The sequence below is a fragment of the Shewanella sp. SW32 genome (genome assembly GCF_025653365.1).
GTDB lineage: Bacteria > Pseudomonadota > Gammaproteobacteria > Enterobacterales > Shewanellaceae > Shewanella > Shewanella oncorhynchi.
The window spans coordinates 104,684-131,130 of sequence record NZ_JAKKSJ010000012.1; the positions used below are offsets into that span (position 1 = coordinate 104,684).

A 26,447-nucleotide genomic window follows, 5' to 3' on the forward strand; every position below is an offset into this window, starting at 1 on the left:
TCCTTATCGTCCATGAATGCGGCGCAGATAACGCGCCTGCCACAGGTTTATCAGCAGTAATAGCAGTAACGAGGTCATCAGAACCACTGAGGCAATGGCGCTGGCACCTGCAAAATCAAATTCTTGTAGGCGGACAAAGATCATTAACGAAGTGATTTCACTGATATAAGGCATATTACCAGCGATAAAGATCACTGCACCAAACTCACCCAGACTGCGGGTAAAAGATAGTGCCGTTCCAATCATTAATGCTGGCCAAAGGGAGGGCAAAATAACCCGCCAGAATACCGAACGATCCGAGGCGCCAAGCGTCATTCCCGCTTCTTCTTCCTCGTGGGATAACTCTTCGAGAACGGGTTGTACTGTACGAACCACAAAGGGAATACTGGTGAAAATCATCGCGACCACTATGCCTAGCGGGGTGTAGGCGACTTTTATGCCCCATTCAGCTAATAGACTACCGATTTGGCCGTTTTCCGCATAAAGGGTGGCTAAGGTGATACCGGCAACGGCGGTCGGCAAGGCAAAGGGCAAATCTACCAAGGCATCTAAAATGCGTTTGCCGGGAAATTCATAACGCACGAGTACCCATGCGAGTAATAATCCGAAAAGGCAGTTAAATAATGATGCCGCGAGCGCCGATAGTATGGTGACTCGGTAACTGGCAACCACTCTGGGATCGGCAATCACGCCCCAGTATTCGGACCAGCTCATTGAACTGGTCTGCATGATTAAGCCTGTGGTCGGCAATAATAGGATTAGGCTGACAAACAGTAGGGACACGCCTAAGCTGATGGTAAAACCGGGAAGAACCCGCTTATGGCGTAAACGCCCGTTATTAAAAATCACAGAATAATCACCCGATCAGGTTAATTGCGTTAAACCAATACTATTTATAAGGTTCGCTCGTTGTTGGCTCAAGCCATTTGTAGGATGCAATCTTTACGGCTAACACTGATTGATAAATGCCAATTAGCGATAAACCCGAGACTTTGCTCGGGTTCAATGTTGATATCTTACTACATTAAGGACGATATCAGCGCTTTAATAGCTCATCGAGTTTTGCACCGTTAGCAAACTGCGTTTTCATGGCATTATCCCAACCACCGATGATTTGCTCAACAGTCAGCAGGTCAACGGTAGGGAACTGCTTAGCAAACTCAGCTTTTACCTTTTCGTTGTGTACACGATAGCTGAATCCTGCCAGTAGACGTTGCGCTTCTTCGCTGTAGAGATAATTCAAATACTCAGTTGCGAGTTCCTGTGTACCGTTACGCTTAGCATTTTTCTCAACCACAGCGACGGGGAACTCTGCCAGAATCGAGGTTTTTGGTACAACCACTTGGTAATCGTCCGTACCATACTGCTGGCGGATATTGTTCACTTCCGATTCAAAGGTAATTAATACATCACCGATCCCACGTTCAACAAAGGAGGTGGTCGCACCGCGGCCGCCTGTATCAAATACTGCGACATTACCGAGGAATTTTTTCAGGAATTGATCCAGTTTAACCTGATTATCCTTACCATAGTTTTTCTGAGCATAACCTAATGCGGCTAAATAAGTGTAGCGAGCATTACCAGAGGTTTTTGGGTTAGGAAAGACCAGTTTAACGTCATCTTTAGCTAAATCGCCCCAGTCGCTGATCTGCTTTGGGTTACCTTTGCGTACCAAAAATGCGATGGTGGAATAGTAAGGTGAACTGGCGTTAGGCAGTAATTGTTGCCAATTTTCAGGGATCAATTTACCGCGATCGTGCAGAACTTGTACGTCTGTCACTTGATTAAAGGTCACCACATCTGCGGGTAATCCCTGCAGAATCGAGCGTGCCTGTGCAGATGAGCCTGCATGGGATTGTTTAATTTCGACGGTTTTACCTGTTTTCTCTTCCCAATGTTTGGCAAAAACGGGGTTGTAGGCATTGAATAATTCCCGTGCGATATCATAAGAGGAATTAAGCAGGGTTTGATCTGCGGCAGTCACATTGAGTGAGGTTCCCAGAATGAGGGTTCCTAGCAGGGCCTTTATCAATTTTACAGACATTTTTAACTCCTTAATCTGGCAATTTTGTCAGCGTTATGGCACCTAGAGTAATAGAATTAATTGTTTATAAAAAGCCAGTTGAATAGAACTTTTTTGAATAACTATGAGCGATTTATTTTATGTTATAAGCAGTATTCACCGTGTTTGTCAGTGGTAACCGACTTAGAATAGGCTATCGCTTAGTTGTTTTTATCAAGTAAAGGATAATCCTAGTGTCTGACTTTCCGACAATTGAAGCCTGCATCGGGCAAACTCCGCTGGTTCGCTTGCAGCGGCTTAACTGTGGTACTTCCACTGTACTGTTAAAATTGGAAGGCAATAACCCCGCGGGTTCAGTAAAAGATCGTCCTGCACTCAATATGATTATTCAGGCCGAACTTCGCCAAGAAATAAGTCCTGGTGATACGCTTATTGAGGCAACGAGTGGCAATACTGGGATTGCGCTGGCGATGGCGGCGGCAATCAAAGGATACAAGATGATCCTGATTATGCCGAATAATTCGACTCAGGAGCGTAAGGATGCGATGCAAGCCTATGGCGCAGAACTCATGCTAGTGGATAACATGGAGACTGCGCGGGATTTGGCGCTGCAGTTACAAAGCGAAGGCAAAGGTAAGGTGCTGGATCAATTTAATAACCAAGATAACGCTAATGCCCATTTCCTCACGACAGGCCCTGAGATCTGGCAACAGAGTCTAGGCAAAATTACCCACTTTGTGTCAAGTATGGGGACGACAGGTACCATAATGGGTGTGTCAAAATACCTTAAAAGTTGTAATCCCGACATCACTATCGTCGGCCTTCAACCCGCCGATGGCAGTGCTATTCCAGGGATTCGGCGTTGGCCGCAGGCATATTTGCCTGGGATTTTTGATGCTTCTTGGGTTGATTTAGTTATGGATATTGAAGAGCAAGATGCAAAAGCCATGGCGAGAACTTTAGCGCGAGAGGAAGGGATTTGTGCAGGAGTCAGTTCGGGCGGTGCCGTGTTTGCTGCGCTGGAGATTGCTAAACAATATCCGGGTTCTGTGGTCGTGGCGATTGTCTGTGATAGGGGCGATCGTTACCTTTCGTCAGGGCTTTTTTCCTGAGTCCTAGATTTTTACTTTAAGCATATTGAGCGATATGAATATTTGATGGGTGAAAATGGGCGAGATACGCCCATTTTTACCCTTTAAAACGTGATCATTTTTTCGGTGGGAATTGCGCCAAAATTCGGTTGACGGCTTTGGCGGTATCTTGGGCTTTCTCGTTACCGCCTGCATCGAAATCATAGCTGTCGCTGCCACGCCAAATAAGAGCTTTGGTCTTAGGATCGACAATATCTATCTGAATGGTTTGAATTTTAGCGGTATCACTCCCCAGCGGCACGCCAACACTGGTGCCTATTCCAATCCCGCCCGAATTTCCGAATGTGCCTGTGCCTAATCCAATGGATAGCCCTGAATCTTTGGGCTTATCTTGGGTGAGTAAGGCGTAGGCGACGTTAAAGTCGGGCGACGCTGTATTTTCTACAAACCCTTTTTGAGTCAATTGGTTGTTAATTTCTACTTGAATACGCTGGGCGCTTAACGGGTCATCCGTCGGCTGTGGTGTTAACTGGGTAAAGCTGCGTAGTGCGGTGAAGTCGTAATTGAGATCATAATCGTTTTTCGGTTTACTGCTGCAAGCGCTTAATAAGGCAACAGCGACGAGCAGACTGGCAAAGTGACGGTATCCCATGATAGTGCTCCAAGTTGTACAAACTCTGTTCAATGTGCCTTGATTAAGGTTGTTTCTGCAAGTACTTTAGATAAGTGTGTTGTATTTGAATCGCTTTGAATGCAATCCACACGCTTTGTTTTTTAGCACGGATCGTTTTGAGTATGGTTTATTTTTAGATAGGAATAGCGGCGGGTTATGGAACAGTTAGCTTTTTTTGATATCCCGAGTCCTTGTGTCGGTGTGTGTGTTACCGATGCGCGCGGTTACTGTAATGGTTGCCTGCGAAGCCGTGACGAAAGATTCAATTGGTTAACGTTTTCAGATGCGCAAAAGTATGATGTCATTCGCCTGTGTACTCAACGTAAACGTCGTCGCCAGTTAGCGATGATGAAAGCAAGGCAAGCACAAATAGAGCAAGAAAGAGCAGCGTTAAACCCACAGTTGAATTTTGAGCCTGAGCCTGAAGCCGATCTGGATTTTGGTGGCTTCGAGCTAGACTAATAGGTTGAATTGACTTGTTTAACTCGTTTTTATATTCGCGAGTGGGATTCATGACTGACTTGTAATAGTCTCATCTCGATTCCTATTACAGCTTACGTTTTTTCGGCCAGATTAAACTAAATCGAGTATGTTGTGCATCACTGGTAACACTCACATTCCCTTGATGTCGTTGCATAATCCGTTTGATGATCGCAAGGCCTAAACCATGTCCTTTATTGCCATTCTGTACCGATTGGCTGCGATAAAAAGGCTCGAACACTTTGGGTAAATCCACTGCAGGGATAGGTTCGCCGTCGTTACTCACACTTAAATTGACCCTGTGCTGGGTCTGCTTAACCTCAATGATGATTTCAGTGCGGGCAAAGCGTTGTGCATTGGTCAGTAAATTCTGTAGCGCCCGTTCGATTAATGCGGGTTCTCCGAATAAGGGCAGTTTTTCGACTTCGGCTTTGAGCGTTATAGGCGTTGGACTTAAGGTTTCTAGGCGCTTAATACTTTGATTGATGAGATTAATTAAATCGTACTCATCCAACTGGATACCTTCTCGCTGTGACTCTAAGCTGGCATAGGTTAGCAGTTCCTGAAGTAAGTCTTCCATTTCTTTGATGTCGAGCTGCATTTCGTCGAGAAAGTCTTGTCGCTTCTGTTCGTCCGAATCTGGCTGACAATACATAGGCATAAGTGCAAGAGCAAATTTGAGCCTCGCCAGTGGCGTGCGGATCTCATGGGATACCGCATTAGATAGGTGTTTCTGGTTCTCAATCAAGGCGCTGATATGTCGCGCCATTTCGTTAAACGTATTGGCTAAGGGCTTAACTTGGGAGCGATTTGACAGGGTAATCCGCGTGTCCCATTTGGCTTCGCCAAATTCTTTGGTGGCCTTACGCAGTATGCTCAAATCCCGTGAAAGCGGGCCGACCCAAATTAGCGCAACGAGGGCGAGCGATAAATAAAAGAACAGGGTGAACAGGCTGCGAAGGTTGGCTCTGGGATCTATGTCCAGCGGCCCTGCCATTAAGACTTGATCGTCTACTCGAATAAATTGCAGCAGGCTATCATCATTGGCCGTGGTGGTGAACACCTTGCTTGTGCTTAACGCTTGATTATCTGCCAGCGCGACTTGATCTGCATTGAGTAATTGCAGTGGCATCACAGGGTTCGCTGGGATCGCCTCCAGATACCGTTGGCGGGCATCGGGAGGTAATTCCGCTAATAATTGCGCCAATGCCACTAACGGCGCATCGAGGGCATTATTGTCATCAACATTCTTCTGCCACAGGCTGTCGAGTGTCCAGCCAATCCCAAGCACGCTGAGACTGAGTAGCAGATATAAACTGATAAAGAGACGTTTCACTGTATTTGTGCTTAGTTATTCCAAGCTTCAGGAGCAAAGAGATAACCTTGTCCCCAAACGGTTTTAATTCTGAAAGGTGTCTCAATATTATCGTTGAGTTTTTTACGTAATCTAGAGATCCGCACGTCAATTTTTCGATCTTTACCATCGAAATCAATATTGAGTAACAACTGATAAATATACTGACGGCTGAGCACTTGGCCCGCTTGCGAGGCCAGTAACCACAGCAATTCGAATTCATGGCTGGTGAGATCAATTTCAGTTTCATTAAGACGAATCGCATGGGTATGCGGGTCGATACTCAATTTACCGAAGGTTAGACAGTGTGATTCTGCCTGTGGTGGCTGATTCTGACGGCGAAGTAAGTTGTTGATCCGCGCAACTAACAGAGCAGGATCGACGGGCTTGACTACATAGTCATCGGCACCGAGTTCTAGTCCTTTGATTTGATCTTCACTTGAGCCAAGTGCGCTCATCAATAGGATTGGACCTGCGAAATAATCGGGCAGTTTCTCACACAGAGTGAGACCATCCATGCCCGGTAGCATAATGTCTAACAGTATGATATCTGGCTTGTAATTGATTAATCGTGTTAGCACTGTATCGCCACGGCGTTCAACTTCAACATGCATACCATGGGATTTTAGGTAATCTACAATCAAGTTTGCTAGGCGAACGTCGTCTTCAACCAATAATACTCTGTGGTTCGATTGTGGGCTTGTCATTAAAATAAACTCCAAGGGTTGCGGTAACGTCTGCGAACCTGAGGTTGTGATGCAGAAGTGATTTTAAGTTTGGCACCAGCCAAAGTTTGGTTACTGTCTTTACTCACCATGACAAATTGAATATCCGTCATAGTGTGGATTTTCATGCTTAACGTATGGGTTGAAACTGAATCACTGCACCATTTTGGATAGGCGGCGTTGTCGGACAAGATACAGATAAGCTCATCTTTAGCGAGTTCCCACTGTAGTTCTATATAGACGTCACAGGCCTCAGTTTCTGAACTTGTGATGCAAATTTCGGGTGTGAGTTTGAGTGCCGAGTCACGAGTTTTGGCTTGTGCTGAACTTTGGCCCATTAAGCCGAGGCTTAGACCTATAAAGCAAAGCAAGCTTAACTGAGGCAGTGTCACTAACGTTAGAACCTATAGGCTGCGCCGATAAAGTAGGTGCTGCTATAGTCTTGGTCTAACAAGGGACTGGCGGCAATCTCATCGGCAATTAGAGTGTAACGAACTGCCAACAGTAGATCCCAATTGTCAGTTAATATGTAACGGGCCGTCATTTCCGCACCTTTATCCCAACCTGATTTTGCTTGATATTGTTCACTCCAATAGGCGTTTTCACTGGGTCTAACGCTGTAATAATAATCCACTACGGCTTGGCTCTTCCAATCAAATACCAGCGCAAACTCAAAAATGAAACGATCGTAATCCCAGCCATAGGTCCATTTTATTTGTGCTTCTGAACCTTGATGAACATTAAACATATCATGGGTGTACGCCAATCTAATAATACCGAGCCGCGTATAGATGAATGCTTCGGCACCGCCAAGTAAGGTGAAGTTCCGAGTCTCTAAGGAATTAAACTCAGGCTCGGGCTCAGTCGACAAAGCCATACTATTTATGGCTTTGGCTTCAACTTGAGTGCCACGATTCAAAAAGATATTCGATGGGTCCCATTGATAGAAGTAGGCTCTATCTAAGCTATAACTTGTTACTAAGTTAATTGTAAAGCTTTCTTGCTCGGCTAAGGTATAACCTAAATTACCATTGTCGAAGAACCAGTGTTCGCCGTAATAGGCCACTGTTGGAATAAAGAACAATGGAATATCGTCAAAATCCCTGAGTGGATTGCTTTTTTGTCCCCAGCCTATGGCGATGCCTAGATCCCAGTTGTTCATCTCAATACATTGATTTTCTGGTGCACAGGCTTCTTTCGCCATTCCGATTGCAGGCAAAATACTTAAACTTGTAATGAGGACAAAAAGAATACGATACATGATTTAACGATTAAGGGCTGAGGTTAACAATACAGGAAAACAGATTAGCATTTTATGCTCAATTCAACAGTGGTTTCATTCACGGAGATGCAAAATGATACAGCTATCAATTAAATAATAAATTTATGAATTGCACAATATGTTGATAGTCATGCTAAAAGCTTATCTTGGCAGCTTTCGTACGGTTAATTGTGGATGTTAAATTTTGTGTTTTATAAGTTTCGAGTGTAACTGAAATGATGTTAATTATGATGTAAAAGCTGTGTTGCTTGGAAATAATAATGCCATTCGCAAGTGTGAATGGCACAGACTGGAGCCGAATAACCTACTTTGCGGTAATAACACAGAGATTAGAATGAAGATTAATTGACCTCAGTAACTGACTTGTAGCCCATTTCTGTCAATTGATCGTTTACACAATCAAGCACATATTGTTTTAGCTCAGCATTTTCGACTTGATCTTCAGAGGCCATCTGCTGGCACACTTCTTTCAACTGAGCGAGATCGGCTGCTGGTGCAGGCGGTAAAGAGGAGTCGTCAGCAAAGGAAGTGAAACTTACTAATGCCAATAGAGTAAAAACAGCTGATAACTTATTCATTTTATTTCCTTTAGTTATGTATTGTTAATCACAGATTAAGAAGCATTCTCTTAATACCACTGTGCCAACATTAGCAATTTATCACTGCTATTCTGTTTTAGATATAAATAATTTTGACCTTTCTTGATTAAGGTTTTTTACCTTGTTTTCCCTTGATTCGCTTCAAGTAAATGGGCTGGATAAGTGTACTTTATTTGCTCTAGTTTGATTCATTCTCAGCATCTTTTGCTGCTTGAGTTAGGTTCACAACCCTCCCTCTGAACTTATGCGCGCTAAGTTGGCTCTTTTGAACTTGTGTTTGAAATTTATTGATGAAACTCTGCACATAAACTTATGTGCTTAACTTATGCGCTTAATTGTGTGCTTAATTGTGCGTACAGTAGAACTTGGATTTCTTTCAAAAGTGCTGCTTGCATCACTTTAAGGACTTATTTGCGATAAAGTGCATTATTATCACTGTTTATGGTCGATTTTTAATGAAGGTTTAATCGCCGCTGTTAACTGAATTATGCGGTAGTTATAAGAAGTCATATAAAATGAGATATGACGCATGTTGTAGACCGTTTTTTTCTAGAATATTGAATTAAAAAGAATTAATTTTTATGTGTTTTTTAGTTTAAATTTTATTTTACAGTTTATTATTTTAACTTTATGTTTTTATTGTTTATTTTTATGTGTTAGTTTGTTTTTGATGATTACATTGCTAAGATTATAGCTATCCTCTAGAATGCGCCGCTCTCGCAGGTGCGCGTGCATAAGATTAATGGCAAATGCTATTGATTTTTATTGAATTGTTGATTTTTCTCTAGGGGAACTCTGTGTCTACAAAACTGGCTAATCCAGCGCCATTAGGTTTAATGGGCTTTGGTATGACAACAATTTTGTTAAACATTCATAATGCGGGATATTTCCCTATTGATTCTATGATCTTAGCCATGGGGATTTTTTACGGCGGCATTGGTCAAGTAATTGTGGGGATTATGTGTTTCATGCGCGGCGATACTTTCGGTACGACGGCATTTACCTCATACGGTTTGTTTTGGTTAACGCTAGTGGGCCTCATTTTAATGCCTAATGCTGGCATTGCGGCGAGTCCAACGTATTTTATGGGCTGGTATTTAACGCTTTGGGGCATATTCACGGCATTTATGTTTGTGGGTTCTTTGCGTTATCCAAGAGCCAAACAGTTTGTGTTTGCTTCTTTGACTATCTTATTTTTTCTGCTGGCGGCGCGTGATTTTACGGGTAGCGCCTTGATTGGCACTATTGCGGGCTTTGAAGGGATACTTTGCGGTGCGAGTGCGATTTATTTTGCGATGGCGCAGGTGCTTAATAATGAGTATGGCCGTACGATTTTACCGGTTGGTGAATTGAAAAAGTAACGATTCAGCAATGCAGAGTTGTAAAAAAGGCTGATGAAGATCAGCCTTTTTTATGGGTGTTAGCTGTACTAGATTTTAGTTTTAATATAGGCCACAGCTGCTTCATCTAAGCTACGGAGAGAAACATAACTCGTGCCTGCTTTGTGGGTGATCAAGAAGCCTTTTTCAGTTTCTTTAATCCGGTAAATGTCGGTCCATAAAATTTGGCTGGTCACAGACATGGATTGAGTATGAATCCCTTGCCCATCAATAGTGAGTGTGACCTCATTGCTGGCCGCTTTACTCATCATCTGACGCATCAACCACCATGCTTTGTGATACTTCACATTGAGCGCTTCGATAACACCTAACCCAACAAAAAAGTAAGCTAAATAAAGGCTAATATCGGTGAAAATAAGCGCGATACCTATCAGTGTTAATCCAATGGCTTTGTAGTAAGGTTTGAGCGTGGGATCTGGTACCACTGATTGTGTATAGCATTCATCGAAATGGGCTTTATCTAAAATATACGTTGTGGAGTATGAATAGGGCGTTGGCATCATGTCATCTAATTGAGGTGGCACTTAATGCGGGCTAGTGTAGCGATTACAGTGATGAAAGTAACTAACCTTGCTATTGCAAGCATGAATGAGCACTTTGGTGTTTTCAAATTCGACGTTTAAACCCGCTCGTTAATACAGGTCAAGATATGAGTTGGACAGAAATACGGCAACGGCTATATTAGTCTTGCCGTAAGCATTGTTCGATTTTCGTGATTTGACGCAAGGAGTGCAAAACATCATGGCCCTAGTCCCCAAAGATTTTGTCAATTACAAATCAACGCCGGTTTTCAACCATGACAACGTCCCTAAAATGTTGCTGCACATGCACAATACTAAGGCTGGCGTATATGGGCAAATCCAAGTGTTAACGGGCAGCTTAAAGTTTTATGGCTATACGGGTAGCAGGGGCGAGTTAGATAAAGAAATTATTATTCGCGCAGGTGAAACCGCCATTTCACATCCTGAATATTGGCATAAAGTGGAGCTACTGACCGAAGATACTCAGTTTAGACTCCACTTTTATGCCCATAAGGATTCGGCCATAGTGGCGCAGCAACAATCCGAGCGAAGCGAATAGTACCTGGCTCCTATACCCTATTCACTACATGCGGTTCTTGGCTACTTCTTTTTAATAACGATTTACGCTAATAGCGATTTCGTTCCGTTGGAATATCAGTTAAATACTCCACAAATTCCACTTCAAAACCATGGGCATCGAAGAAGTAAATATTGCGTCGATAGGGATCATCCATGCCATCTTTGGCAATAGGGAAACCTGCCTGAGTCAGTCTTGCTATCACAGCATCTAAGTTGTCGGTCACAAAGGCAAAATGCGCCAGTCCAATTTGATGACCAGCCAAATCGCGGTTTTCACCTTCACCATTGTCACTAAAAGCAATGTATTGATAATCATCGCCAAAATGAATCCAATTACGGGGTTTGCCGTACCAAGTGCCTTTATCACCACCACGAACACGCCAATGGGGGAAAGCCGCTTGATAAAAGCGCAGTGCTGCGGGGATGTCGTCTACCACTAAATTGATATGCTCTAAATGAATCATAATGCGTTCCTTGTAATGATTTTAGTCTGTTGCTGGTGGTTAAAATCTCAAGCCGCTTACATACCGTAACAGTACTCCTGCTGTTTTGGGTACGCTTGATTGGCATGTTGTTCACGAATGGGGGCTAATGCTTGGGCGTATTGATGCAGCATATATAAGCTGTATTGCACTCTTTCCCTAAGCGCGATATCGCGGGCACTCTCAGGGATTGCATTGAGTACATGGCTGACATTTCGGATGATTAAGTGATCGGGTATGGGCACTAATTTATTGTTTTTAAGGGCATTCATCTTCACTTCAACGATAGGGTAGGTACCGCTAATACCATCCGATATTGAAACTAATAAGGCGGGTTTATGGGCGGTTTCTTCGCGAGTACACATCAACAAAAAGTTCTTCAGTAATGGTGATGCCATGCCGCCCCATTCCGGGGTGATCAGCACTAGCGCATCGGCTTCATCGACTCTGTGTTCTATTTCGGGCCAGTGTTCACCTTTGTTGTCTTCTTCTCCATCCCAAAAGGGCAGATTAAAAAGGCATAGTTCTAAGTGATGTATCGTGTCGTAACCCATGTTGTGGGGAGATGAGAAACTGCTTTCCGCGATATAACGACCGACTTTAGCACTTTGTGAATCGGGTCTTTGGCTGGTGCTGATGATGAGTAATTTCATTAAGTAAACCTATTTGTTTATAAATTATTTGTAAGGTAATTGCTTTATTTAATATTGTAAAGGATAAAGTAAATGAAAAAGTTTATTTAATCTGTTAAAGCAGCGGAGATTGGGAGATAATGCTTCGGCTGAAATCGGGGAAACTCAATGAAAACTACTGATAAGATTATTCAATTACTCAAGTTGCATGGCCCGCTTACTGCTAAAACCTTAGCGGAGGAATTGGCGTTAACGACTATGGGGGTGCGTCAACATCTGCAAGCTTTGGAAGATATGGGCGATGTGGATATTGAGGATCGAGTTGAAGGCCGCGGTCGCCCAACACGTTACTGGGGATTGACCGAACAAAGCCGTACTCACTTTGCCGATCGCCATGAGGAATTGACGGTACAGCTGATTGACTCGGTAAAAATGATCTTTGGCGACCAAGGCTTGGATAAGCTTATCGGTCACAGGGAGCAAAGTGCGTTAGTCCAATATCGTGCGGCAATGGAAGGTGCTACTGATATTCCGACACGTTTGGCCATACTTGCGAAATTACGCTCGAACGAAGGTTATATGGCGACCATGGAACACATCGATGGCGTGTATTTTTTACTCGAAAATCATTGTCCAATCTGCGCTGCAGCGACTAAGTGTTTGAACTTTTGCCGCTCTGAGTTGCAACTTTTCCAGCAGTTATTCGCTGATATCGCCTTAGTGAGCCGCGAAGAACATATCATCGAAGGTGCTCGCCGCTGTGCATATAAGATTGCGGCAATTAAAGTTGCGACGATAGTCTAGTAGTGCAGTTAAGTTGTTCGCTTGAGGCGTTTTATCTGTGGGATAAAACGTCACTGAAAGCTAACGCTATATATTAAGCATTCGTTATGGGCTTAAACCTCGGAGCTTAGGGCTTATCAGGTTCGTGATAGGCCAATAAGGTTTCGAAACGAGGATGCCCTTTAAGTTGTGAGAAATCAGCTTCATCCAACGCTAGCTCTTTGAAGGATGCGCTGTTATGGATTGCACGTTCCAAATCAGAAATTGCCCTATCTTCAACACCTAAACACGCAAAGGCGCAGGCTCTTTGATAAAAAGCATGGGCGTTAGTTGGGTCAACTTCCAAAACACGATTACATAGGCTTTGTGCCCAATTAAATTCGCGCATTTCCATTGCGGCATCGGCCTTGTAGGTCAGCGCTTCCAAGTCTCCAGGTCGAATCGTGAGGATTTCATCGTAGACTTCAATTTTTTGTTCGGGTGTCTGGGCACTTTGGGCGCGTAGCCACAGATTATGAATTTCATTAATCACTTCTATTTCACGATTATTATCCGTGATAGTACGACTCTTATGCTTGAGTTCTTGCTCGAGTAATTTGAACTTTTCTTCGTATTGTTCGGCAATACTCTGTAGCTGATTCGCGGCCAGTTTGGCGGTATGTGTCTTGATTTCCCGTAGGGATTGCCAGCCGATAAAGGCAACTAAAGAGGCGACGCCGGCGATCATATAAAAGAAGTAAGTGACAGTGACATTGGCGTAATTCATCGACTTGTCGGCAACGGCCAGTTCGCGATCTGTGATATCTATGGTGAGGCGCCGCTCAAGATCCTGTTGATCGTATCTGAGGGATTTGAGTTCATCGAAGACGTAGCGCTCTATCAGCGGTTTATCATGGATGGCGAAAGGTTGAGGCGCTTCAGGGGGATTTACTGCATCGCTCGCTTGAGTGAAGAATGAGCTCGCGAGTATCACTAAAAACAAGGCTAAAAATAGCAGGTTCGAACGTATCATAACGGGACTTGCAGATAAGTTTTTGATGCGGTAACCACTCACAATAAGATGAATTGAACGCCTAGCTTAACAAATTTTGCCTAGTTTGATCTAATTTTGCTCTAAATAACCTCTGTGATGCTTACTGTATTGGCTCGCTATGACCTGAACTCGCATCCTGCTAGAATGGCTATCCCATTCATATTTCGTCATTTGTGGTGTTATGCAGTCTAAGCGCGGCCGACTCGATCGTTATCTTTGTACCCAGTTACACACTCACCGTAAAGCGGTGCGTGAACTGTTACTCTTGGGCCGAGTTCGTGTCGATGGATTGATAGTGAAGGACATGGATAGGCAAGTGGATGAGTTTTCTCACATCCAACTCGATGGGCAAATATTACAGGCCAACACGCCAGTTTACTTGATGTTGCATAAGCCGATTGGCGTGGTGAGCGCGACTAAAGATACTCAGCATAAAACTGTGATTGATTTGCTCGATTGCGAAGCCCGTGATGAGTTACATATCGCGGGTAGGCTAGATTTAAATTCTTCGGGTTTGTTATTACTGACCAATGACAGCCGCTGGTCTGATGCACTAATGTCACCGACGCATAAGGTCGATAAAGTGTATCGTGTCACCTTAGCTAATCCATTAACTGAAGAATATATAGCCGCATTTGCCGAAGGCATGTATTTCAGCTTTGAAGAAGTAATGACTCAGCCCGCTAAATTGGTGATCATTGCTGACCATGTTGCTGAAGTGACTTTAAAGGAAGGTAAGTACCATCAAATTAAGCGGATGTTTGGCCGCTTTCGAAACCCAGTTGTTGGTCTACATAGATTATCAATAGGTGATATTGTGTTGGATGAAGCTCTGGCGTCGGGCGAAAGTCGTGTGCTGACTGCCGCAGAAGTGGCTTGCATCCGCTGTAAACCGGTAGCTTAGAGACATAGATCACTTCAATTTATCAGCCATTATTCTGCGTATTCTAAATATAAAAATGGACTTGAGAGTCAAGTGTCCCAAGCCAGTGACATGGGATTAGAGATCGGCGTGGGGGCCGAATACTTCATAGTGCATGTTTTCAGCTGAGACACCCAGAACGAGTAATTGTTGCTTGATGGCTGACATGAATCCAATAGGCCCGCAGAAATAGTAACGTGCATGGGGAAGCAGTTGGTCTGCGACTTTGCTTAATTCCATTTGTCCTTCGAAATCATAATCTGTACCTACCACATCGGTTGAACTCGGCTTGCGATACCAAACATGGCTCTTCAGATTATGATGTTGCTGGCGCTTGGTGTGAATAGCCTGTTTGAAACCATGTACATCACCTTGCTCACAGGCATGTAGCCAAGTAATAGCACTTGGATGTTGCAACTTGATCAATTGATTCAACATGCTTTTCATCGGTGTTTGACCCACTCCTGCCGAAATGAGCACTACGGGGATGTCCGCCCCAACTTCTAAGATAAAATCTCCCGCCGGCGGCATAACTGCAATTTTGTCACCGATATGCATGGTATCGTGTAGCAGATTAGACACTTGGCCACCTAATTCACGTTTCACACTGATGCGGTAGCTGTTGCCATTCGGTGCATCGGATAGGGAATATTGACGGATTTCTTCATATGCTAAATTGGGATGTTTTAGTTTTAAACTTAAATACTGACCAGGAATGAAATCTTTAACTGGCTTACCATCTTCGGGCGTCAATATGAAGGAGGTAATGACTGTGGACTCAGTCTTTTTCGCGCTAATGATAAACTGACGCTCACCTAACCAACCGCCATCTTGTTCTGCATGTGCCTGATAAATTTGAGCTTCTCGTTGAATAAAGATATCTGCTAAAAATCCATAGGCCTGCGCCCAAGCTTCTAATACTTCTTCTGTTACTGCATCACCGCCTAACTCTTTAAGGGTGGCCAATAAGTGGCTGCCGACGATCGCATATTGCTCAGGCTTGATCAGAAAGCCTGTATGTTTTTGGGCAATGCGCTCGACAGTCGAACTTAGCACCGCTAAGTTTTCAATATTTTTAGCATAAGCCGCGACGGCGTTGAACAGGGCAACAGGCTGGCCACCAGAATGCTGGTGTGCCAAGTTAAATACATCTTTTAGTTCAGGATTATGTTTGAACATACGTTCATAAAAATGGGTCGTCAGCGCAGGGCCTGCGGATTCGAGTAAGGGGATAGTGCTCTTGATAACTTGGATTGTACGGCTGTCCAACATAGAAATTCCTTAACGTGCAAATATTATGAATGTTAAATAAGTTTAAAGATCTATTTGATTTGGATCAATAGTGATGATCGCAATTCGTGCTACCGACAAGCGTGATTAAGGTCATTTGAAGTGCTTTATCAAAGCGGATATGAGATAGGGGAATGATGAATAAATATTTTATTTCAATGCATTACAGAGGGGGGAGGGAGGTTAACTGCAACAGCAAAGCTTATTGCAGTCATAGTGTGGTTTTTTGACTTAGAGTTTAAATGCACTCACTTGATTGCGCATGCTGTTGGCGAGTTTAGTTAAATTAACCACAGATTCACTTAATTCAGCCGCCGATGCGGTGGAATGTTCGGCAATATCGCTGATGGCAATAATACTGCGATTAATGCTTTCGGCAACGCTACTTTGTTCTTCGGCAGCGGTCGCAATATGAGTATTAAGTTCTGTGATGCTATCTACTGAGGAGACGATTTCTTTCAGTGCTTGGCCTGCTTGATTAGCTTTATCATTAGCATCATCTACTTGATTTATACCTATTTCCATAGCGTTAACTGCTTCTTTAACGCCTTGTTGTAGTGTGGCAATCATGGCCTCAATTTCTTGGGTAGACTTTTGGGTGCGCTGCGCAAGGGTCCGCACTTCATCCGCAACGACTGCAAAGCCGCGGCCTTGTTCTCCCGCGCGGGCCGCTTCAATGGCGGCATTTAATGCCAATAGATTGGTTTGCTCGGCAATGCTTTTTATCACATCGAGTACGCGGCCGATATTTTGGCTCTCATTAGACAGAAATCCAATGACTTGTGCCGTTTTTTGAATTTGATCAGATAATTGCGACATACTGCTAATCGATTGCATCACAATATTATTGCCATTGGCTGCATAGGTGTCGGCATCTTTGGCTGAATCTGCCGCCGCAGATGCGCTTTGGGCGACTTCTGCGACCGTTGCCGTCATCTCATTCATGGCCGTTGCAGTTTGCTCCGTTTCGGCTTGCTGCTGTTGCATACGTTTATTGGTTGCCTGCGTGAAGCTACTTAACTCATTTGCTGAACTATTAACGGTATTTGCCGCTTCGGCAATCGAATGAAGAATGCCCCGCAAGTGTTCAATAACTTGGGTGAGGCTAGTGGATATTTGTCCTAGCTCATCGTGATTAAAAGTAGTGAATTTGACGGTAAGATCTGAGTCTTGATGGATCAGCTTAAGTTTACTGAGAATGTCATTAATAGGATTCATCACGCTGCGATTGACCCAGAGCCCAATCACAATACTGATAATCATGGCGGCACAGGCTAATGCTACAAAAATAGTGATTGAAGATTGGTAAATGGCATTCACACGATCTTTTTCTTCGCCTGCCACGCGAATTTGCAGTGCAATCAGTTCAGATATTTGGTTACTGATGGGGTCTATTACTTGGTAAAGCGGCAGGATATTGGCCGATAATTGGCTTGATACATCGCCATTTAATCCTCTTAAGCGTGAGACCAGAGTGTCAATCTGTTGATTTGCGGGTGAGAACAGCACTTCGGCTTGTTTTACGAGTCGGGATTCTTCTGAGGTAAGTTCAGTGGCTAAGTATTTTTGCCAATGCTGGGTAATGGTAGATTTGGCACTGTCTAGCGCTTCAGCTGCTTGAGAGGCGGTGAAACCACCCGCGTTCGCCTTATTGACCGCATCGATAACATCGACCGCGTATTTATCAGCAATCACTTTTAAATCGTCTAGTGGCACAACTCTATCGCCATAGATACGTTCAACACCCGATTCAATTTTACCCATCATATTAATGGCGAGAAAGCCAATCGTCATTAGCATTACAAGGGGAACCAGAATGCCGATAAACATTTTTTGTTTTATTTGTAAACCGTTCATATGGATAGCCTCAGTGAACTAAAGAGTCCTTTAGGCAGAACTCTATCTATCCCTATGATGAGTCTGTAACAATAGGTATAGCAAATCTGAGGAAAGAGGGGAGAGTTACAGAAAATTTATTTTGCTTTAGATACAAAAAAACCTCGCTTGGCGAGGTTTAAATGTTGGTACAGATGAGAGGACTTGAACCTCCACGCCCTTGCGAGCACCAGCACCTGAAGCTGGCGTGTCTACCAATTCCACCACATCTGCATGGCTATTCGATATTTCATCGAATTGACAATCTTAACACTGTGAATCTTAACTTTTGAACTGCAATTTGGTACAGGTGAGAGGACTTGAACCTCCACGCCCTTGCGAGCACCAGCACCTGAAGCTGGCGTGTCTACCAATTCCACCACACCTGCACTGTATCTATCGCAGTTCTCTAACATAAGTCGCTATCGCAACCCATTTAAAGATGGTGCCCGAACCCGGAATCGAACCAGGGACACGAGGATTTTCAATCCTCTGCTCTACCGACTGAGCTATTCGGGCGACGGGCGCAATTTAAAGGCTTTTCGGGTTTTGAGTCAATAGATTTTTACTAAATAACGGAAAAAGTGACTCAGTTGGATAAGATTTACACGAAAGTGTCATTTGTGTTGGTATTGAGGATGTAAAAATAGCCAAACCACTATCCACACTGAGAACTTAGCGTTATCTATTTATGGCTTATTAGGGTCACCAAGCAAAAAATGCCCCTATTAAAGGGGCATTCTCGGTTAGTTTGATAAGATTTCATTGTTTGGGAAGTTAGCTTGCATTACCATGAGCACGTTTTGCTTCAGCTTGCTCTGACCTAATTCGCCATAAGCTTCTATCATTATCTCTAATGCCCGTTCATTTGAAGGGGTGCCAGGGTATGTTTCCATTACAGATTGTGCTCGGATTGCTGCGGCGCTCCATGCATTCATCTTGAGATAATACTCGGCAACTTGAATTGAATATTTTGCTAAGCGATTCTTCAACGCTAACATGCGTTTTTGCGCATCGGCGGCATATTTGCTGTTAGGGTAGGTTTTGATAAGACGATCAAAATCTTTGAAAGCATCTTGAGCATTTTTAGGGTCACGATCGGTTCGGTCGATATTAAGCATGTCGTGGAACATGTAATTGTCGGCTTGCATGTTCACTAAACCGCGCATATAGAACACATAGTCTACATCTGGATGAGTTGGATTAAGACGGATAAATCTGTCTATGTTCGCAATACCAGAAGCGACATCGTCCATTTTATAGTAAGCATATATCAGGTCTAACTGGACTTGAGTTTTGTGAGGTCCGAAGGGGAAGCGTGAGTCTAACGCTTCCAAAGAACGGACAGCTTTAGAGTAATTGCCAAGCTCCATAGAGGTTCTTGCCTGAGTATAAAGTACATCAGGTGACGTTTTGGCGGCAATATCGTTATCATCAGGGCTGCTGCTACAGGCTGATAACGCTAGTGAAAATAGGACTAAGGTAACGCTTTTGGAAAATTTATACATACTTGAATTCAATTCTTTTTAAGTTGTAGTTAAGAATTTTTCCATTTCACTATAAAATAGAAAACATCCGATTGTAACAGATAGCACACATTTTTTGACCCCTAAATGGGGATACGGTTCCTATGACACAAGAGATTAATCTAAAAAGCGAGATTTCGGCAACACAAACTGGACTGAGATTAGATCAGGCCCTAGCAGAGTTGTTCCCAGATTACTCGCGCACGCGCATCAAGGAATGGATCCTATCTGATGCAGTTCATGTTGACGGCGTTGTCGTTAATAAGCCCCGAGAGAAAGTTTATGAGCTGCAACAGATACTCATAGATGCCACTCTTGAAGAAGAAGTTCACGCAGCGGCACAGGCCATTGATCTGGATATCGTCTATGAAGATGACGACATTATTGTGATCAACAAGCAAGCGGGACTCGTGGTTCACCCTGGTGCAGGCAATGCCGATGGCACTTTGATGAATGCACTATTGCACCATTGTCCCGATATTGAGCATGTACCACGTGCTGGTATTGTGCACCGTCTGGACAAGGATACTACAGGTTTAATGGTTGTAGCCAAAACCGTTGAAGCGCAAACCCATTTAGTTGCCGCCTTGCAGGCCCGTGAAATCACTCGTGAATACGAAGCGATTGTGATGGGGACTATGACAGGTGGCGGTACTGTTGATGAGCCGATTGGTCGTCATCCAACGAAACGTACTCATATGGCGGTGCATCACTCAGGTAAACCTGCTGTGACGCATTATCGTGTGGCGGAAAAATTCCGTAATCACACTCGTCTAAGATTGCGCCTTGAATCGGGTCGTACTCACCAAATTCGTGTGCACATGGAATACATAGGCCACGTATTAGTGGGCGATCCTGTGTATGGTGGTCGTCCAAAACCGCCGAAATGGGCCAGCCCAGAGTTTTTTGATATTCTGAAAAACTTCAAGCGCCAAGCTCTGCACGCTGTGCGTCTTGAATTAGCGCACCCTGTGAGTTGTGAAATCATGAGCTGGCACGCGCCAATTCCTGAAGACATGGTGATTTTGACGAAAGCACTGCGTCAAGACACGGTCGAGCATCCGATCGAGTATTTGTAAGTGTTTAATCACGATTGGCCTGTTCCCGCTAATGTCAGCATCGCTATGACAAATCGTCATGGCGGTGTGAGCGTGCATCCTTATGACAGTCTGAATCTTGGACTGCATGTCGGTGATGCGCCGGAGCTGGTGATGGCTAATCGTGAATTACTCTGCAAACAATTAGCGTTAACCGCTGAGCCTGTCTGGCTCGAGCAAGTGCATGGTACTCATGTGCTTAATTTAGATGCGGGGAGCTTAGCTCCTGCTGTGGATACACAGATTGCCGATGCCAGTTACAGCCGAACGGCTAGCCAAGTTTGCGCTGTAATGACTGCCGATTGTTTACCTGTGTTGTTGTGTAATCAAGCGGGAACCGAAGTGGCTGCGGCCCATGCTGGTTGGCGTGGTTTATGTGATGGCGTGATTGAGGCCACCGCGGCGCAGTTTAGTTCACCTATGGATGAGTTGTTTGCCTACCTCGGCCCGGCTATTGGTCCACAAAAATTTGAAGTCGGTGTTGAAGTACAGCAAGCCTTTTGTACTTTACATCCGCAGTCTGCAGCGTGTTTTATTCCAAGTGGTAACAAGTATCTTGCCGATATTATTGGCTTGGCTAAATTACGCTTGAGTTTACTCGGGATAAACCATATTTATAGTGCAGATATCTGCACAGTCAGCGACACGGATTACTTCTCTTATCGTCGCGATAAGGTGACGGGACGCATGGCTTCATTGATCTGGCTTAAGTCTTAAGCTAATTCCCCTACAGTTTGTATTTATTTGCGCGTTATTCGCTTGAATTTGGCTAAATAGCCCCCATCTTTTAACTAACGAAATGTAATACCAATCCTATTTAGATCTCTCCATTAGCGGTACTGATTTTAAAGCCACTAAATTGGCAAGATGTCTTGTGGATTGGCATATCTCTACTATATGAGTGTTAGGAGGCTGTATGCGACTCGATCGTATGACCAATAAATTTCAGCTTGCCATCTCTGATGCCCAGTCACTCGCACTTGGGCGTGATCATCAGTTTATTGAACCGCTGCATTTGATGATGGCATTGTTGAACCAAGATTCAGGTTCAATCCATCCCTTATTGACCCAAGCTGGCATTCGAGTGAGTGCGCTGCGTTCGCTTTTGAGTCAAGAGCTGGAACGCTTACCTCAAGTCGAAGGTACGGGCGGCGATGTACAATTATCCCAAGGTTTAATCCGTTTATTAAACCTGTGTGATAAATTGGCGCAAAAGCGTAAAGACAAATATATCTCTAGCGAATTATTTGTATTAGCTGCGTTAGAAGGTGCCGATGCCCTTGCGCAAGCGCTGAAAAAAGCCGGCGCGACCAAAGAGTTGATGGAACAAACCATTGAACAAATGCGCGGCGGCCAAAAAGTGGATGATCCGAACGCTGAAGATCAACGCCAAGCGTTGAAGAAGTTTACTATCGATCTGACCGAGCGAGCCGAACAAGGCAAGTTAGATCCTGTGATCGGCCGTGACGATGAAATTCGCCGTACGATCCAAGTGTTACAACGTCGCAGTAAAAATAACCCTGTCCTTATCGGTGAACCGGGTGTGGGTAAAACGGCGATTGTTGAAGGACTTGCCCAGCGTATCGTTAATGGTGAAGTCCCTGAGGGGATTAAAAATAAGCGTGTCTTATCCCTCGATATGGGCTCATTGATTGCGGGCGCTAAATATCGCGGTGAGTTCGAAGAGCGTTTAAAAGCGGTACTTAATGAGCTGGCGCAGGAAGAAGGTCAAGTGATCCTCTTCATCGACGAACTGCATACTATGGTCGGCGCCGGTAAAGGTGAGGGCGCAATGGATGCGGGTAACATGCTTAAACCTGCGTTAGCGCGTGGTGACTTGCACTGTGTGGGCGCGACCACGCTTGATGAGTATCGTCAGTATATTGAAAAAGATGCGGCGCTTGAACGTCGTTTCCAAAAAGTGCTGGTGGATGAGCCAAGCGTTGAAGACACCATCGCCATTTTGCGTGGACTGAAAGAACGTTACGAGCTGCATCACCATGTGGAAATTACCGATCCGGCGATTGTGGCGGCGGCGACCATGTCGCACCGTTATGTGTCGGACCGTAAGTTACCCGATAAAGCGATCGATTTGATCGATGAAGCGGCATCGAGCATCCGCATGCAAATGGACTCAAAACCTGAGTCACTCGACAGGCTCGAACGTCGTGCTATCCAGCTCAAACTGGAGGAGCAAGCGTTAGCCAAAGAAAATGATGAGGCGAGTCGTCGCAGGCTTGACCATCTGCAAGAGGAATTACGTGACGTTGAAGCGAAAGCTTCAGAGTTGAACGAAATCTGGCGTACTGAAAAAGCCGCATTAGCGGGCACTCAGCACATAAAAGCCGATCTCGAACAGGCTCGAATGGACTTAGAAGTGGCGCGTCGTGCGGGTGATTTAACTCGGATGTCTGAGCTGCAATACGGTCGTATTCCTGAGCTTGAAAAACAGCTCGATTTGGCATCGCAAGCCGAAATGCAGGACATGACGTTATTGCGTAACAAGGTTACTGAGTTCGAAATCGCCGAAGTACTGTCGAAAGCGACGGGAATACCCGTATCGAAAATGCTGGAAGGCGAGCGCGAAAAATTACTGCAAATGGAAGTGGCGCTGCACGAGCGTGTGATCGGCCAAAACGAAGCCGTCGATGCGGTCGCGAATGCGATTCGTCGTAGCCGCGCGGGTCTGGCGGATCCAAATCGCCCGATTGGCTCGTTCCTGTTCTTAGGCCCAACAGGTGTAGGTAAAACTGAGCTGTGTAAATCACTGGCGAGGTTCTTATTTGATACCGAATCGGCTTTAGTGCGCATTGATATGTCTGAGTTTATGGAGAAACACTCAGTATCGCGTTTAGTGGGTGCGCCTCCAGGATACGTAGGTTATGAAGAGGGCGGTTACTTAACGGAAGCCGTTCGTCGTAAACCTTATTCGGTGATATTGCTCGACGAAGTCGAGAAAGCGCATCCCGATGTGTTTAACATTTTACTGCAAGTGCTTGATGATGGACGCTTAACCGATGGTCAAGGTCGTACTGTCGATTTTAGAAATACAGTGATCATCATGACCTCGAACTTAGGCTCCGACATTATCCAAGAAGGATTTGGTCAAGTGACCTATGCAGAGATGAAAGCGGCGGTAATGAATGTCGTCACTCACAGTTTCAGACCCGAGTTCTTAAACCGTATCGATGAATCTGTGGTGTTCCATCCATTGGATGCTGCCAATATCAAACGTATTGCTTCGATACAAATTGCTTCCTTACGCCAACGTTTGGCTGAAAAGGACTATACATTGGAGATCACCGACGACGCATTATCATTGATTGCGGAAATTGGTTTCGATCCTGTGTATGGTGCAAGACCGTTGAAACGGGCATTGCAGCAAGAAGTCGAAAACCCGCTGGCGCAGAAATTACTGCGTGGTGACTTGTTACCGGGTAAACCGATCAAGGTCAGCTGTGCGGGTGGCGAGTTAGTGTTCGAGCAATAACTAGTAGCTAGTAACTTAGTGTGTTGTTTGAATGCGATACGTTAATCGCAAGCTTGAAGTTGGATATGTTTAAATAGGCGAACTGAAATAAGCGTTCTTGAATGAACGAGCTTGAAATAAACTATCTTGCAATAAGAGATAGCGCTGTTTTAGTCAGTATCGCTCCCGCTTCAAGCACTAAAATGAAAGGAGCCGAGTTTTTAACTCGGCTCCTTTTTTATTGCATCAGCTTAATCGTTGTTCATTAATGTAGTGGCATAGTAAATTTGGCTACTTCTTATCACAGAAGAGTTTGATTCTTTCCTGCTGCTGGGCAATCGAGGCTTGGCGATCTTCTTCAGTCATAGCGACAGATTCACCTGAATCGGAAGTTTGGCGGATAAGCTTAGTATGCGTTGTGAGTATTTCTAAATTGTGTTTTGCACTCTCACAAATGGATTTAGCCTGTTTGGTGTCTTTTTCTTTAATCAGCGCCGCTGACTTTTCTAATTCATTGGCTTCAGAAGTGGCTTCCGCTTTCTTTACCGGTGCGATAAAACCCACTTTCGCCTGCTCTAAATCTTCACTGTAGAGCTTTTCTGCTTTGATGTTTTCTTGTTGCGGGGCTTGTTGGCTGTAATGCGTCACCCCATTTTCGTCGACCCAAGTATAGATAACGCCCGCAGAAACGGGGCCAATGAAAAGGCCGAGCCAGAGCCATCGATACAGTATTATTCTGAACATGTTCACTTTTAACATCGAAATTATCCCTAACTGGTCTCTCATCGACATGATAATAAAATATGTTATCTTGAAAGCTAACTTCTCTTCACTGAACTAGCGTAATAAGTGTATGCAAAATTCTTCAAATCAAACAGTAAAGAATAAAGGTATCTATTTACTGCCTAATCTTTTTACGACAGCAGGATTGTTTTCTGGCTTTTATGCTGTGATTGCTTCCATGAATGCTAACTTTGAAGCTGCTTCAATAGCCATTTTTATAGCCATGATCTGTGATGGTCTCGATGGTCGAGTGGCAAGACTGACTAATACCCAAAGTGATTTTGGTGCCGAATACGACAGTATGGCGGATATGGTGTCCTTCGGAATGGCGCCAGCACTACTCGCCTACAATTGGGCATTAGCCGACTTAGGTAAAATTGGTTGGTTGGCGGCATTTATTTATTGTGCAGGTGCGGCACTCAGGCTCGCTCGATTTAATACGCAAGTTGGCGTTGCCGATAAGCGTTATTTTCAAGGTCTCGCTAGTCCGGCCGCTGCAGCTGTTATTGCTGGCAGCATTTGGCTTGGTAATCAATACAGTCTCGATGGAAAAAATATCAGTTGGATTGCAGCCCTTGTGACTGCGGCAACTGGTCTATTGATGGTCAGTAATTTTCGCTATCACTCTTTTAAAGAAATTGACTGGCGTGGCAAGGTTAACTTTATCGTGATCTTACTGGTCGTAGGTGTATTTGTGGTGGTGTCAGTTCAACCTGCATTGATCTTATGCGTCGGTTTTTACTTATATGCGATTTCAGGTCCGATCATTACGATTCGAACTGTGAGAAAACTTAAAGTCGCTCATATTGTCGGTGATGATACGGTGACGAATGTCGAGATCAATTCCTCAACCCAAGCTGCAGCACAAATACAAAGCGCTACAAATATCGAAAAAGAGAAATAAGAAGAGCATAAATCTTAGGGCTCGTGCTTTTGATCAGTGCTTATCATTAGCTAGGTGCAAACAAGAGTAAGACATCACACTGGGCATAACGCTTTTAGAGGTTTACTGATAGATATAGCGAAAATAGCTATCAACTTCTGTTTATGCCCATTCAATCTATTAAAACTCCAGCAATAGGCTATTCCTTCTGCCAAACTTATCAACCCAAACAGCGATATTGCTCAGTATTGCAGTATATTTCTGCAGTTTGGTGGTTATTTATTCGCTTGGCGGAGATTGTTAAAAAAGCCCTTGCACAAAAAGTTTCACTGCCTATAATGCGCATCCACTGACACGGCAGACAGCGAAAGCGTGCTGACGAGTTAGGTTGAATTCAGTAGCTTTTAAGCACTTAATTCAAGCGCAGCAAGAAGTTGTTAAATACTCCTTGACGCGAAACGGGAAATGCGTAAAATGCACGACCCTGAGCTGATGAAGCATCAGCACGACCCGCCGGCAACGGTATGTGGTCAACGCTCTTTAACAAGATAAAACAAGAAATCTGTGTGGACACTCACAGGTGTTGAGTTAATCGAAACTGCTTAACCTTCGGGTTGGCAGTCAAAAATTTAAATCAATGTAACAATGAGTGTTCATAGTAATATGTACAGTTTGTTTCAGCCCTTCTTTTATAAGGAGTGCGAGAAACAAAAAATCAGAATTCATTGAGCCGCTGAAGTCGCAAGACGGAAGCAACAAAACTTTAATTGAAGAGTTTGATCATGGCTCAGATTGAACGCTGGCGGCAGGCCTAACACATGCAAGTCGAGCGGCAGCGCAAGGGAGTTTACTCCTGAGGCGGCGAGCGGCGGACGGGTGAGTAATGCCTAGGGATCTGCCCAGTCGAGGGGGATAACAGTTGGAAACGACTGCTAATACCGCATA

At 44.3% G+C, this 26,447-nt stretch carries 26 protein-coding genes, 3 tRNA genes and 1 rRNA gene; 11 read left to right on the forward strand and 19 right to left on the reverse strand.

Annotated elements, in window-relative coordinates; translation table 11 throughout:
- Positions 1 to 3 precede the first annotated feature (3 nt).
- Together cysT and cysP are read right to left on the reverse strand one after the other, a co-directional pair.
- Positions 4 to 849, reverse strand: a complete 846-nt coding sequence (gene cysT, locus L5M28_RS09195) for a sulfate/thiosulfate ABC transporter permease CysT (RefSeq protein WP_105249982.1) — start codon at positions 847 to 849, stop codon at positions 4 to 6.
- 187 nt (positions 850 to 1,036) lie between these two features.
- Positions 1,037 to 2,044 carry a thiosulfate ABC transporter substrate-binding protein CysP gene (gene cysP / locus L5M28_RS09200; RefSeq protein ID WP_263203164.1) on the reverse strand — a complete coding sequence of 336 codons (1,008 nt, stop codon included), beginning with the start codon at positions 2,042 to 2,044 and terminating at the stop codon, positions 1,037 to 1,039.
- A 212-nt stretch (positions 2,045 to 2,256) separates the two neighbouring features.
- Here cysP and cysM point away from each other — a divergent pair, with 212 nt between their 5' ends.
- Positions 2,257 to 3,135, forward strand: a complete 879-nt coding sequence (cysM, locus tag L5M28_RS09205; RefSeq protein WP_105249981.1) for a cysteine synthase CysM — start codon at positions 2,257 to 2,259, stop codon at positions 3,133 to 3,135.
- Positions 3,136 to 3,229: 94 nt separating this feature from the next.
- On the opposite strand, the gene L5M28_RS09210 is transcribed toward cysM, so the two are convergent.
- Positions 3,230 to 3,766 carry a DUF4136 domain-containing protein gene (locus L5M28_RS09210; RefSeq protein WP_219250280.1) on the reverse strand — a complete coding sequence of 179 codons (537 nt, stop codon included), beginning with the start codon at positions 3,764 to 3,766 and terminating at the stop codon, positions 3,230 to 3,232.
- A gap of 177 nt (positions 3,767 to 3,943) precedes the next feature.
- Between L5M28_RS09210 and L5M28_RS09215 the strand changes: the two genes are divergently transcribed.
- Complete coding sequence (locus L5M28_RS09215; protein ID WP_219250279.1) at positions 3,944 to 4,249, forward strand: DUF1289 domain-containing protein; 306 nt, start codon at positions 3,944 to 3,946, stop codon at positions 4,247 to 4,249.
- An 85-nt stretch (positions 4,250 to 4,334) separates the two neighbouring features.
- Here L5M28_RS09215 and L5M28_RS09220 read toward each other — a convergent pair whose 3' ends face one another.
- From L5M28_RS09220 to L5M28_RS09240, 5 genes are all read right to left on the reverse strand, one after another.
- Positions 4,335 to 5,603 (reverse strand): ATP-binding protein, encoded by a 1,269-nt coding sequence (locus L5M28_RS09220; RefSeq protein WP_168825043.1) that lies wholly within the window; start codon positions 5,601 to 5,603, stop codon positions 4,335 to 4,337.
- Positions 5,604 to 5,614: 11 nt separating this feature from the next.
- Positions 5,615 to 6,328: a response regulator gene (locus L5M28_RS09225; protein ID WP_006080570.1), complete on the reverse strand. Its 714-nt coding sequence runs from the start codon at positions 6,326 to 6,328 to the stop codon at positions 5,615 to 5,617.
- Positions 6,328 to 6,738, reverse strand: coding sequence for a DUF3019 domain-containing protein (locus tag L5M28_RS09230; RefSeq protein WP_028759258.1), 411 nt, complete (start codon positions 6,736 to 6,738; stop codon positions 6,328 to 6,330). The genes L5M28_RS09225 and L5M28_RS09230 overlap by 1 nt, the downstream gene beginning before the upstream one ends.
- A gap of 5 nt (positions 6,739 to 6,743) precedes the next feature.
- Positions 6,744 to 7,607 carry a MipA/OmpV family protein gene (locus L5M28_RS09235; RefSeq protein WP_263203165.1) on the reverse strand — a complete coding sequence of 288 codons (864 nt, stop codon included), beginning with the start codon at positions 7,605 to 7,607 and terminating at the stop codon, positions 6,744 to 6,746.
- Between the two features lie 362 nt (positions 7,608 to 7,969).
- Positions 7,970 to 8,206 (reverse strand): hypothetical protein, encoded by a 237-nt coding sequence (locus tag L5M28_RS09240; RefSeq protein ID WP_028759260.1) that lies wholly within the window; start codon positions 8,204 to 8,206, stop codon positions 7,970 to 7,972.
- A gap of 818 nt (positions 8,207 to 9,024) precedes the next feature.
- On the opposite strand from L5M28_RS09240, the gene L5M28_RS09245 reads away from it, so the two are divergent.
- A complete protein-coding gene (locus tag L5M28_RS09245; RefSeq protein ID WP_113939919.1) occupies positions 9,025 to 9,588 on the forward strand; it encodes an acetate uptake transporter in 564 nt (187 codons plus the stop codon).
- A gap of 68 nt (positions 9,589 to 9,656) precedes the next feature.
- Here L5M28_RS09245 and L5M28_RS09250 read toward each other — a convergent pair whose 3' ends face one another.
- Complete coding sequence (locus tag L5M28_RS09250; protein WP_219255296.1) at positions 9,657 to 10,127, reverse strand: YcxB family protein; 471 nt, start codon at positions 10,125 to 10,127, stop codon at positions 9,657 to 9,659.
- 241 nt (positions 10,128 to 10,368) lie between these two features.
- Here L5M28_RS09250 and L5M28_RS09255 point away from each other — a divergent pair, with 241 nt between their 5' ends.
- Positions 10,369 to 10,707, forward strand: coding sequence for a DUF1971 domain-containing protein (locus L5M28_RS09255; protein WP_168825047.1), 339 nt, complete (start codon positions 10,369 to 10,371; stop codon positions 10,705 to 10,707).
- A gap of 67 nt (positions 10,708 to 10,774) precedes the next feature.
- Here L5M28_RS09255 and L5M28_RS09260 read toward each other — a convergent pair whose 3' ends face one another.
- Together L5M28_RS09260 and L5M28_RS09265 are read right to left on the reverse strand one after the other, a co-directional pair.
- On the reverse strand, positions 10,775 to 11,191 hold the full coding sequence (locus tag L5M28_RS09260; protein ID WP_113939921.1) for a VOC family protein: 417 nt from the start codon (positions 11,189 to 11,191) through the stop codon (positions 10,775 to 10,777).
- 56 nt (positions 11,192 to 11,247) lie between these two features.
- The gene (locus L5M28_RS09265) at positions 11,248 to 11,862 is read right to left on the reverse strand and encodes an NADPH-dependent FMN reductase (RefSeq protein ID WP_028759265.1); all 615 of its coding nucleotides are present in this window, start codon (positions 11,860 to 11,862) and stop codon (positions 11,248 to 11,250) included.
- A 147-nt stretch (positions 11,863 to 12,009) separates the two neighbouring features.
- On the opposite strand from L5M28_RS09265, the gene L5M28_RS09270 reads away from it, so the two are divergent.
- Positions 12,010 to 12,645, forward strand: a complete 636-nt coding sequence (locus L5M28_RS09270; RefSeq protein WP_263168028.1) for a helix-turn-helix transcriptional regulator — start codon at positions 12,010 to 12,012, stop codon at positions 12,643 to 12,645.
- Between the two features lie 106 nt (positions 12,646 to 12,751).
- Here the strand turns inward: L5M28_RS09270 and L5M28_RS09275 are convergent, their stop codons facing one another.
- The gene (locus L5M28_RS09275; RefSeq protein WP_212601711.1) at positions 12,752 to 13,678 is read right to left on the reverse strand and encodes a TPR end-of-group domain-containing protein; all 927 of its coding nucleotides are present in this window, start codon (positions 13,676 to 13,678) and stop codon (positions 12,752 to 12,754) included.
- Between the two features lie 160 nt (positions 13,679 to 13,838).
- Here L5M28_RS09275 and L5M28_RS09280 point away from each other — a divergent pair, with 160 nt between their 5' ends.
- Positions 13,839 to 14,561: a pseudouridine synthase gene (locus tag L5M28_RS09280; RefSeq protein WP_263172380.1), complete on the forward strand. Its 723-nt coding sequence runs from the start codon at positions 13,839 to 13,841 to the stop codon at positions 14,559 to 14,561.
- A gap of 96 nt (positions 14,562 to 14,657) precedes the next feature.
- On the opposite strand, the gene hmpA is transcribed toward L5M28_RS09280, so the two are convergent.
- The 6 genes from hmpA to L5M28_RS09310 all read right to left on the reverse strand — a co-directional run bounded on the left by hmpA (position 14,658) and on the right by L5M28_RS09310 (position 19,252).
- Positions 14,658 to 15,851, reverse strand: coding sequence for an NO-inducible flavohemoprotein (hmpA, locus tag L5M28_RS09285; protein WP_168825053.1), 1,194 nt, complete (start codon positions 15,849 to 15,851; stop codon positions 14,658 to 14,660).
- Positions 15,852 to 16,100: 249 nt separating this feature from the next.
- The gene (locus L5M28_RS09290) at positions 16,101 to 17,726 is read right to left on the reverse strand and encodes a methyl-accepting chemotaxis protein (protein ID WP_173496965.1); all 1,626 of its coding nucleotides are present in this window, start codon (positions 17,724 to 17,726) and stop codon (positions 16,101 to 16,103) included.
- A 165-nt stretch (positions 17,727 to 17,891) separates the two neighbouring features.
- Positions 17,892 to 17,978 (reverse strand) — tRNA-Leu (locus L5M28_RS09295).
- A gap of 68 nt (positions 17,979 to 18,046) precedes the next feature.
- Positions 18,047 to 18,133: transfer RNA gene (locus L5M28_RS09300), tRNA-Leu, on the reverse strand.
- 54 nt (positions 18,134 to 18,187) lie between these two features.
- Positions 18,188 to 18,263, reverse strand: a tRNA-Phe gene (locus L5M28_RS09305).
- 227 nt (positions 18,264 to 18,490) lie between these two features.
- On the reverse strand, positions 18,491 to 19,252 hold the full coding sequence (locus tag L5M28_RS09310; RefSeq protein ID WP_263203167.1) for an outer membrane protein assembly factor BamD: 762 nt from the start codon (positions 19,250 to 19,252) through the stop codon (positions 18,491 to 18,493).
- A 122-nt stretch (positions 19,253 to 19,374) separates the two neighbouring features.
- On the opposite strand from L5M28_RS09310, the gene rluD reads away from it, so the two are divergent.
- The 3 genes from rluD to clpB all read left to right on the forward strand — a co-directional run bounded on the left by rluD (position 19,375) and on the right by clpB (position 23,857).
- Entirely contained in the window at positions 19,375 to 20,349 is a 975-nt protein-coding gene (gene rluD / locus L5M28_RS09315; RefSeq protein ID WP_212601714.1) for a 23S rRNA pseudouridine(1911/1915/1917) synthase RluD, read from the forward strand.
- Positions 20,350 to 21,084 carry a peptidoglycan editing factor PgeF gene (gene pgeF / locus L5M28_RS09320; RefSeq protein ID WP_263203168.1) on the forward strand — a complete coding sequence of 245 codons (735 nt, stop codon included), beginning with the start codon at positions 20,350 to 20,352 and terminating at the stop codon, positions 21,082 to 21,084.
- 199 nt (positions 21,085 to 21,283) lie between these two features.
- The gene (gene clpB, locus L5M28_RS09325) at positions 21,284 to 23,857 is read left to right on the forward strand and encodes an ATP-dependent chaperone ClpB (protein WP_198573010.1); all 2,574 of its coding nucleotides are present in this window, start codon (positions 21,284 to 21,286) and stop codon (positions 23,855 to 23,857) included.
- Positions 23,858 to 24,127: 270 nt separating this feature from the next.
- Here clpB and L5M28_RS09330 read toward each other — a convergent pair whose 3' ends face one another.
- Positions 24,128 to 24,595: a DUF4124 domain-containing protein gene (locus L5M28_RS09330; protein ID WP_263195823.1), complete on the reverse strand. Its 468-nt coding sequence runs from the start codon at positions 24,593 to 24,595 to the stop codon at positions 24,128 to 24,130.
- A 94-nt stretch (positions 24,596 to 24,689) separates the two neighbouring features.
- Between L5M28_RS09330 and pssA the strand changes: the two genes are divergently transcribed.
- Positions 24,690 to 25,523, forward strand: coding sequence for a CDP-diacylglycerol--serine O-phosphatidyltransferase (gene pssA, locus L5M28_RS09335; protein WP_263195822.1), 834 nt, complete (start codon positions 24,690 to 24,692; stop codon positions 25,521 to 25,523).
- Between the two features lie 743 nt (positions 25,524 to 26,266).
- Positions 26,267 to 26,447, forward strand: a 16S ribosomal RNA gene (locus L5M28_RS09340); the annotation flags it as partial.

Bases quoted from the DNA above. Each gene is read 5' to 3' on its own strand.
- L5M28_RS09260 (WP_113939921.1), bottom strand. From the start codon at position 11,191: ATGATTCATTTAGAGCATATCAATTTAGTGGTAGACGACATCCCCGCA.
- L5M28_RS09210 (WP_219250280.1), bottom strand. From the start codon at position 3,766: ATGGGATACCGTCACTTTGCCAGTCTGCTCGTCGCTGTTGCCTTATTA.
- L5M28_RS09225 (WP_006080570.1), bottom strand. From the start codon at position 6,328: ATGACAAGCCCACAATCGAACCACAGAGTATTATTGGTTGAAGACGAC.
- L5M28_RS09280 (WP_263172380.1), top strand. From the start codon at position 13,839: ATGCAGTCTAAGCGCGGCCGACTCGATCGTTATCTTTGTACCCAGTTA.
- L5M28_RS09215 (WP_219250279.1), top strand. From the start codon at position 3,944: ATGGAACAGTTAGCTTTTTTTGATATCCCGAGTCCTTGTGTCGGTGTG.
- L5M28_RS09240 (WP_028759260.1), bottom strand. From the start codon at position 8,206: ATGAATAAGTTATCAGCTGTTTTTACTCTATTGGCATTAGTAAGTTTC.
- pssA (WP_263195822.1), top strand. From the start codon at position 24,690: ATGCAAAATTCTTCAAATCAAACAGTAAAGAATAAAGGTATCTATTTA.
- L5M28_RS09270 (WP_263168028.1), top strand. From the start codon at position 12,010: ATGAAAACTACTGATAAGATTATTCAATTACTCAAGTTGCATGGCCCG.
- clpB (WP_198573010.1), top strand. From the start codon at position 21,284: ATGCGACTCGATCGTATGACCAATAAATTTCAGCTTGCCATCTCTGAT.
- L5M28_RS09265 (WP_028759265.1), bottom strand. From the start codon at position 11,862: ATGAAATTACTCATCATCAGCACCAGCCAAAGACCCGATTCACAAAGT.
- rluD (WP_212601714.1), top strand. From the start codon at position 19,375: ATGACACAAGAGATTAATCTAAAAAGCGAGATTTCGGCAACACAAACT.
- L5M28_RS09235 (WP_263203165.1), bottom strand. From the start codon at position 7,607: ATGTATCGTATTCTTTTTGTCCTCATTACAAGTTTAAGTATTTTGCCT.
- L5M28_RS09255 (WP_168825047.1), top strand. From the start codon at position 10,369: ATGGCCCTAGTCCCCAAAGATTTTGTCAATTACAAATCAACGCCGGTT.
- L5M28_RS09290 (WP_173496965.1), bottom strand. From the start codon at position 17,726: ATGAACGGTTTACAAATAAAACAAAAAATGTTTATCGGCATTCTGGTT.
- L5M28_RS09250 (WP_219255296.1), bottom strand. From the start codon at position 10,127: ATGCCAACGCCCTATTCATACTCCACAACGTATATTTTAGATAAAGCC.
- L5M28_RS09310 (WP_263203167.1), bottom strand. From the start codon at position 19,252: ATGTATAAATTTTCCAAAAGCGTTACCTTAGTCCTATTTTCACTAGCG.
- cysP (WP_263203164.1), bottom strand. From the start codon at position 2,044: ATGTCTGTAAAATTGATAAAGGCCCTGCTAGGAACCCTCATTCTGGGA.
- hmpA (WP_168825053.1), bottom strand. From the start codon at position 15,851: ATGTTGGACAGCCGTACAATCCAAGTTATCAAGAGCACTATCCCCTTA.
- L5M28_RS09330 (WP_263195823.1), bottom strand. From the start codon at position 24,595: ATGTTAAAAGTGAACATGTTCAGAATAATACTGTATCGATGGCTCTGG.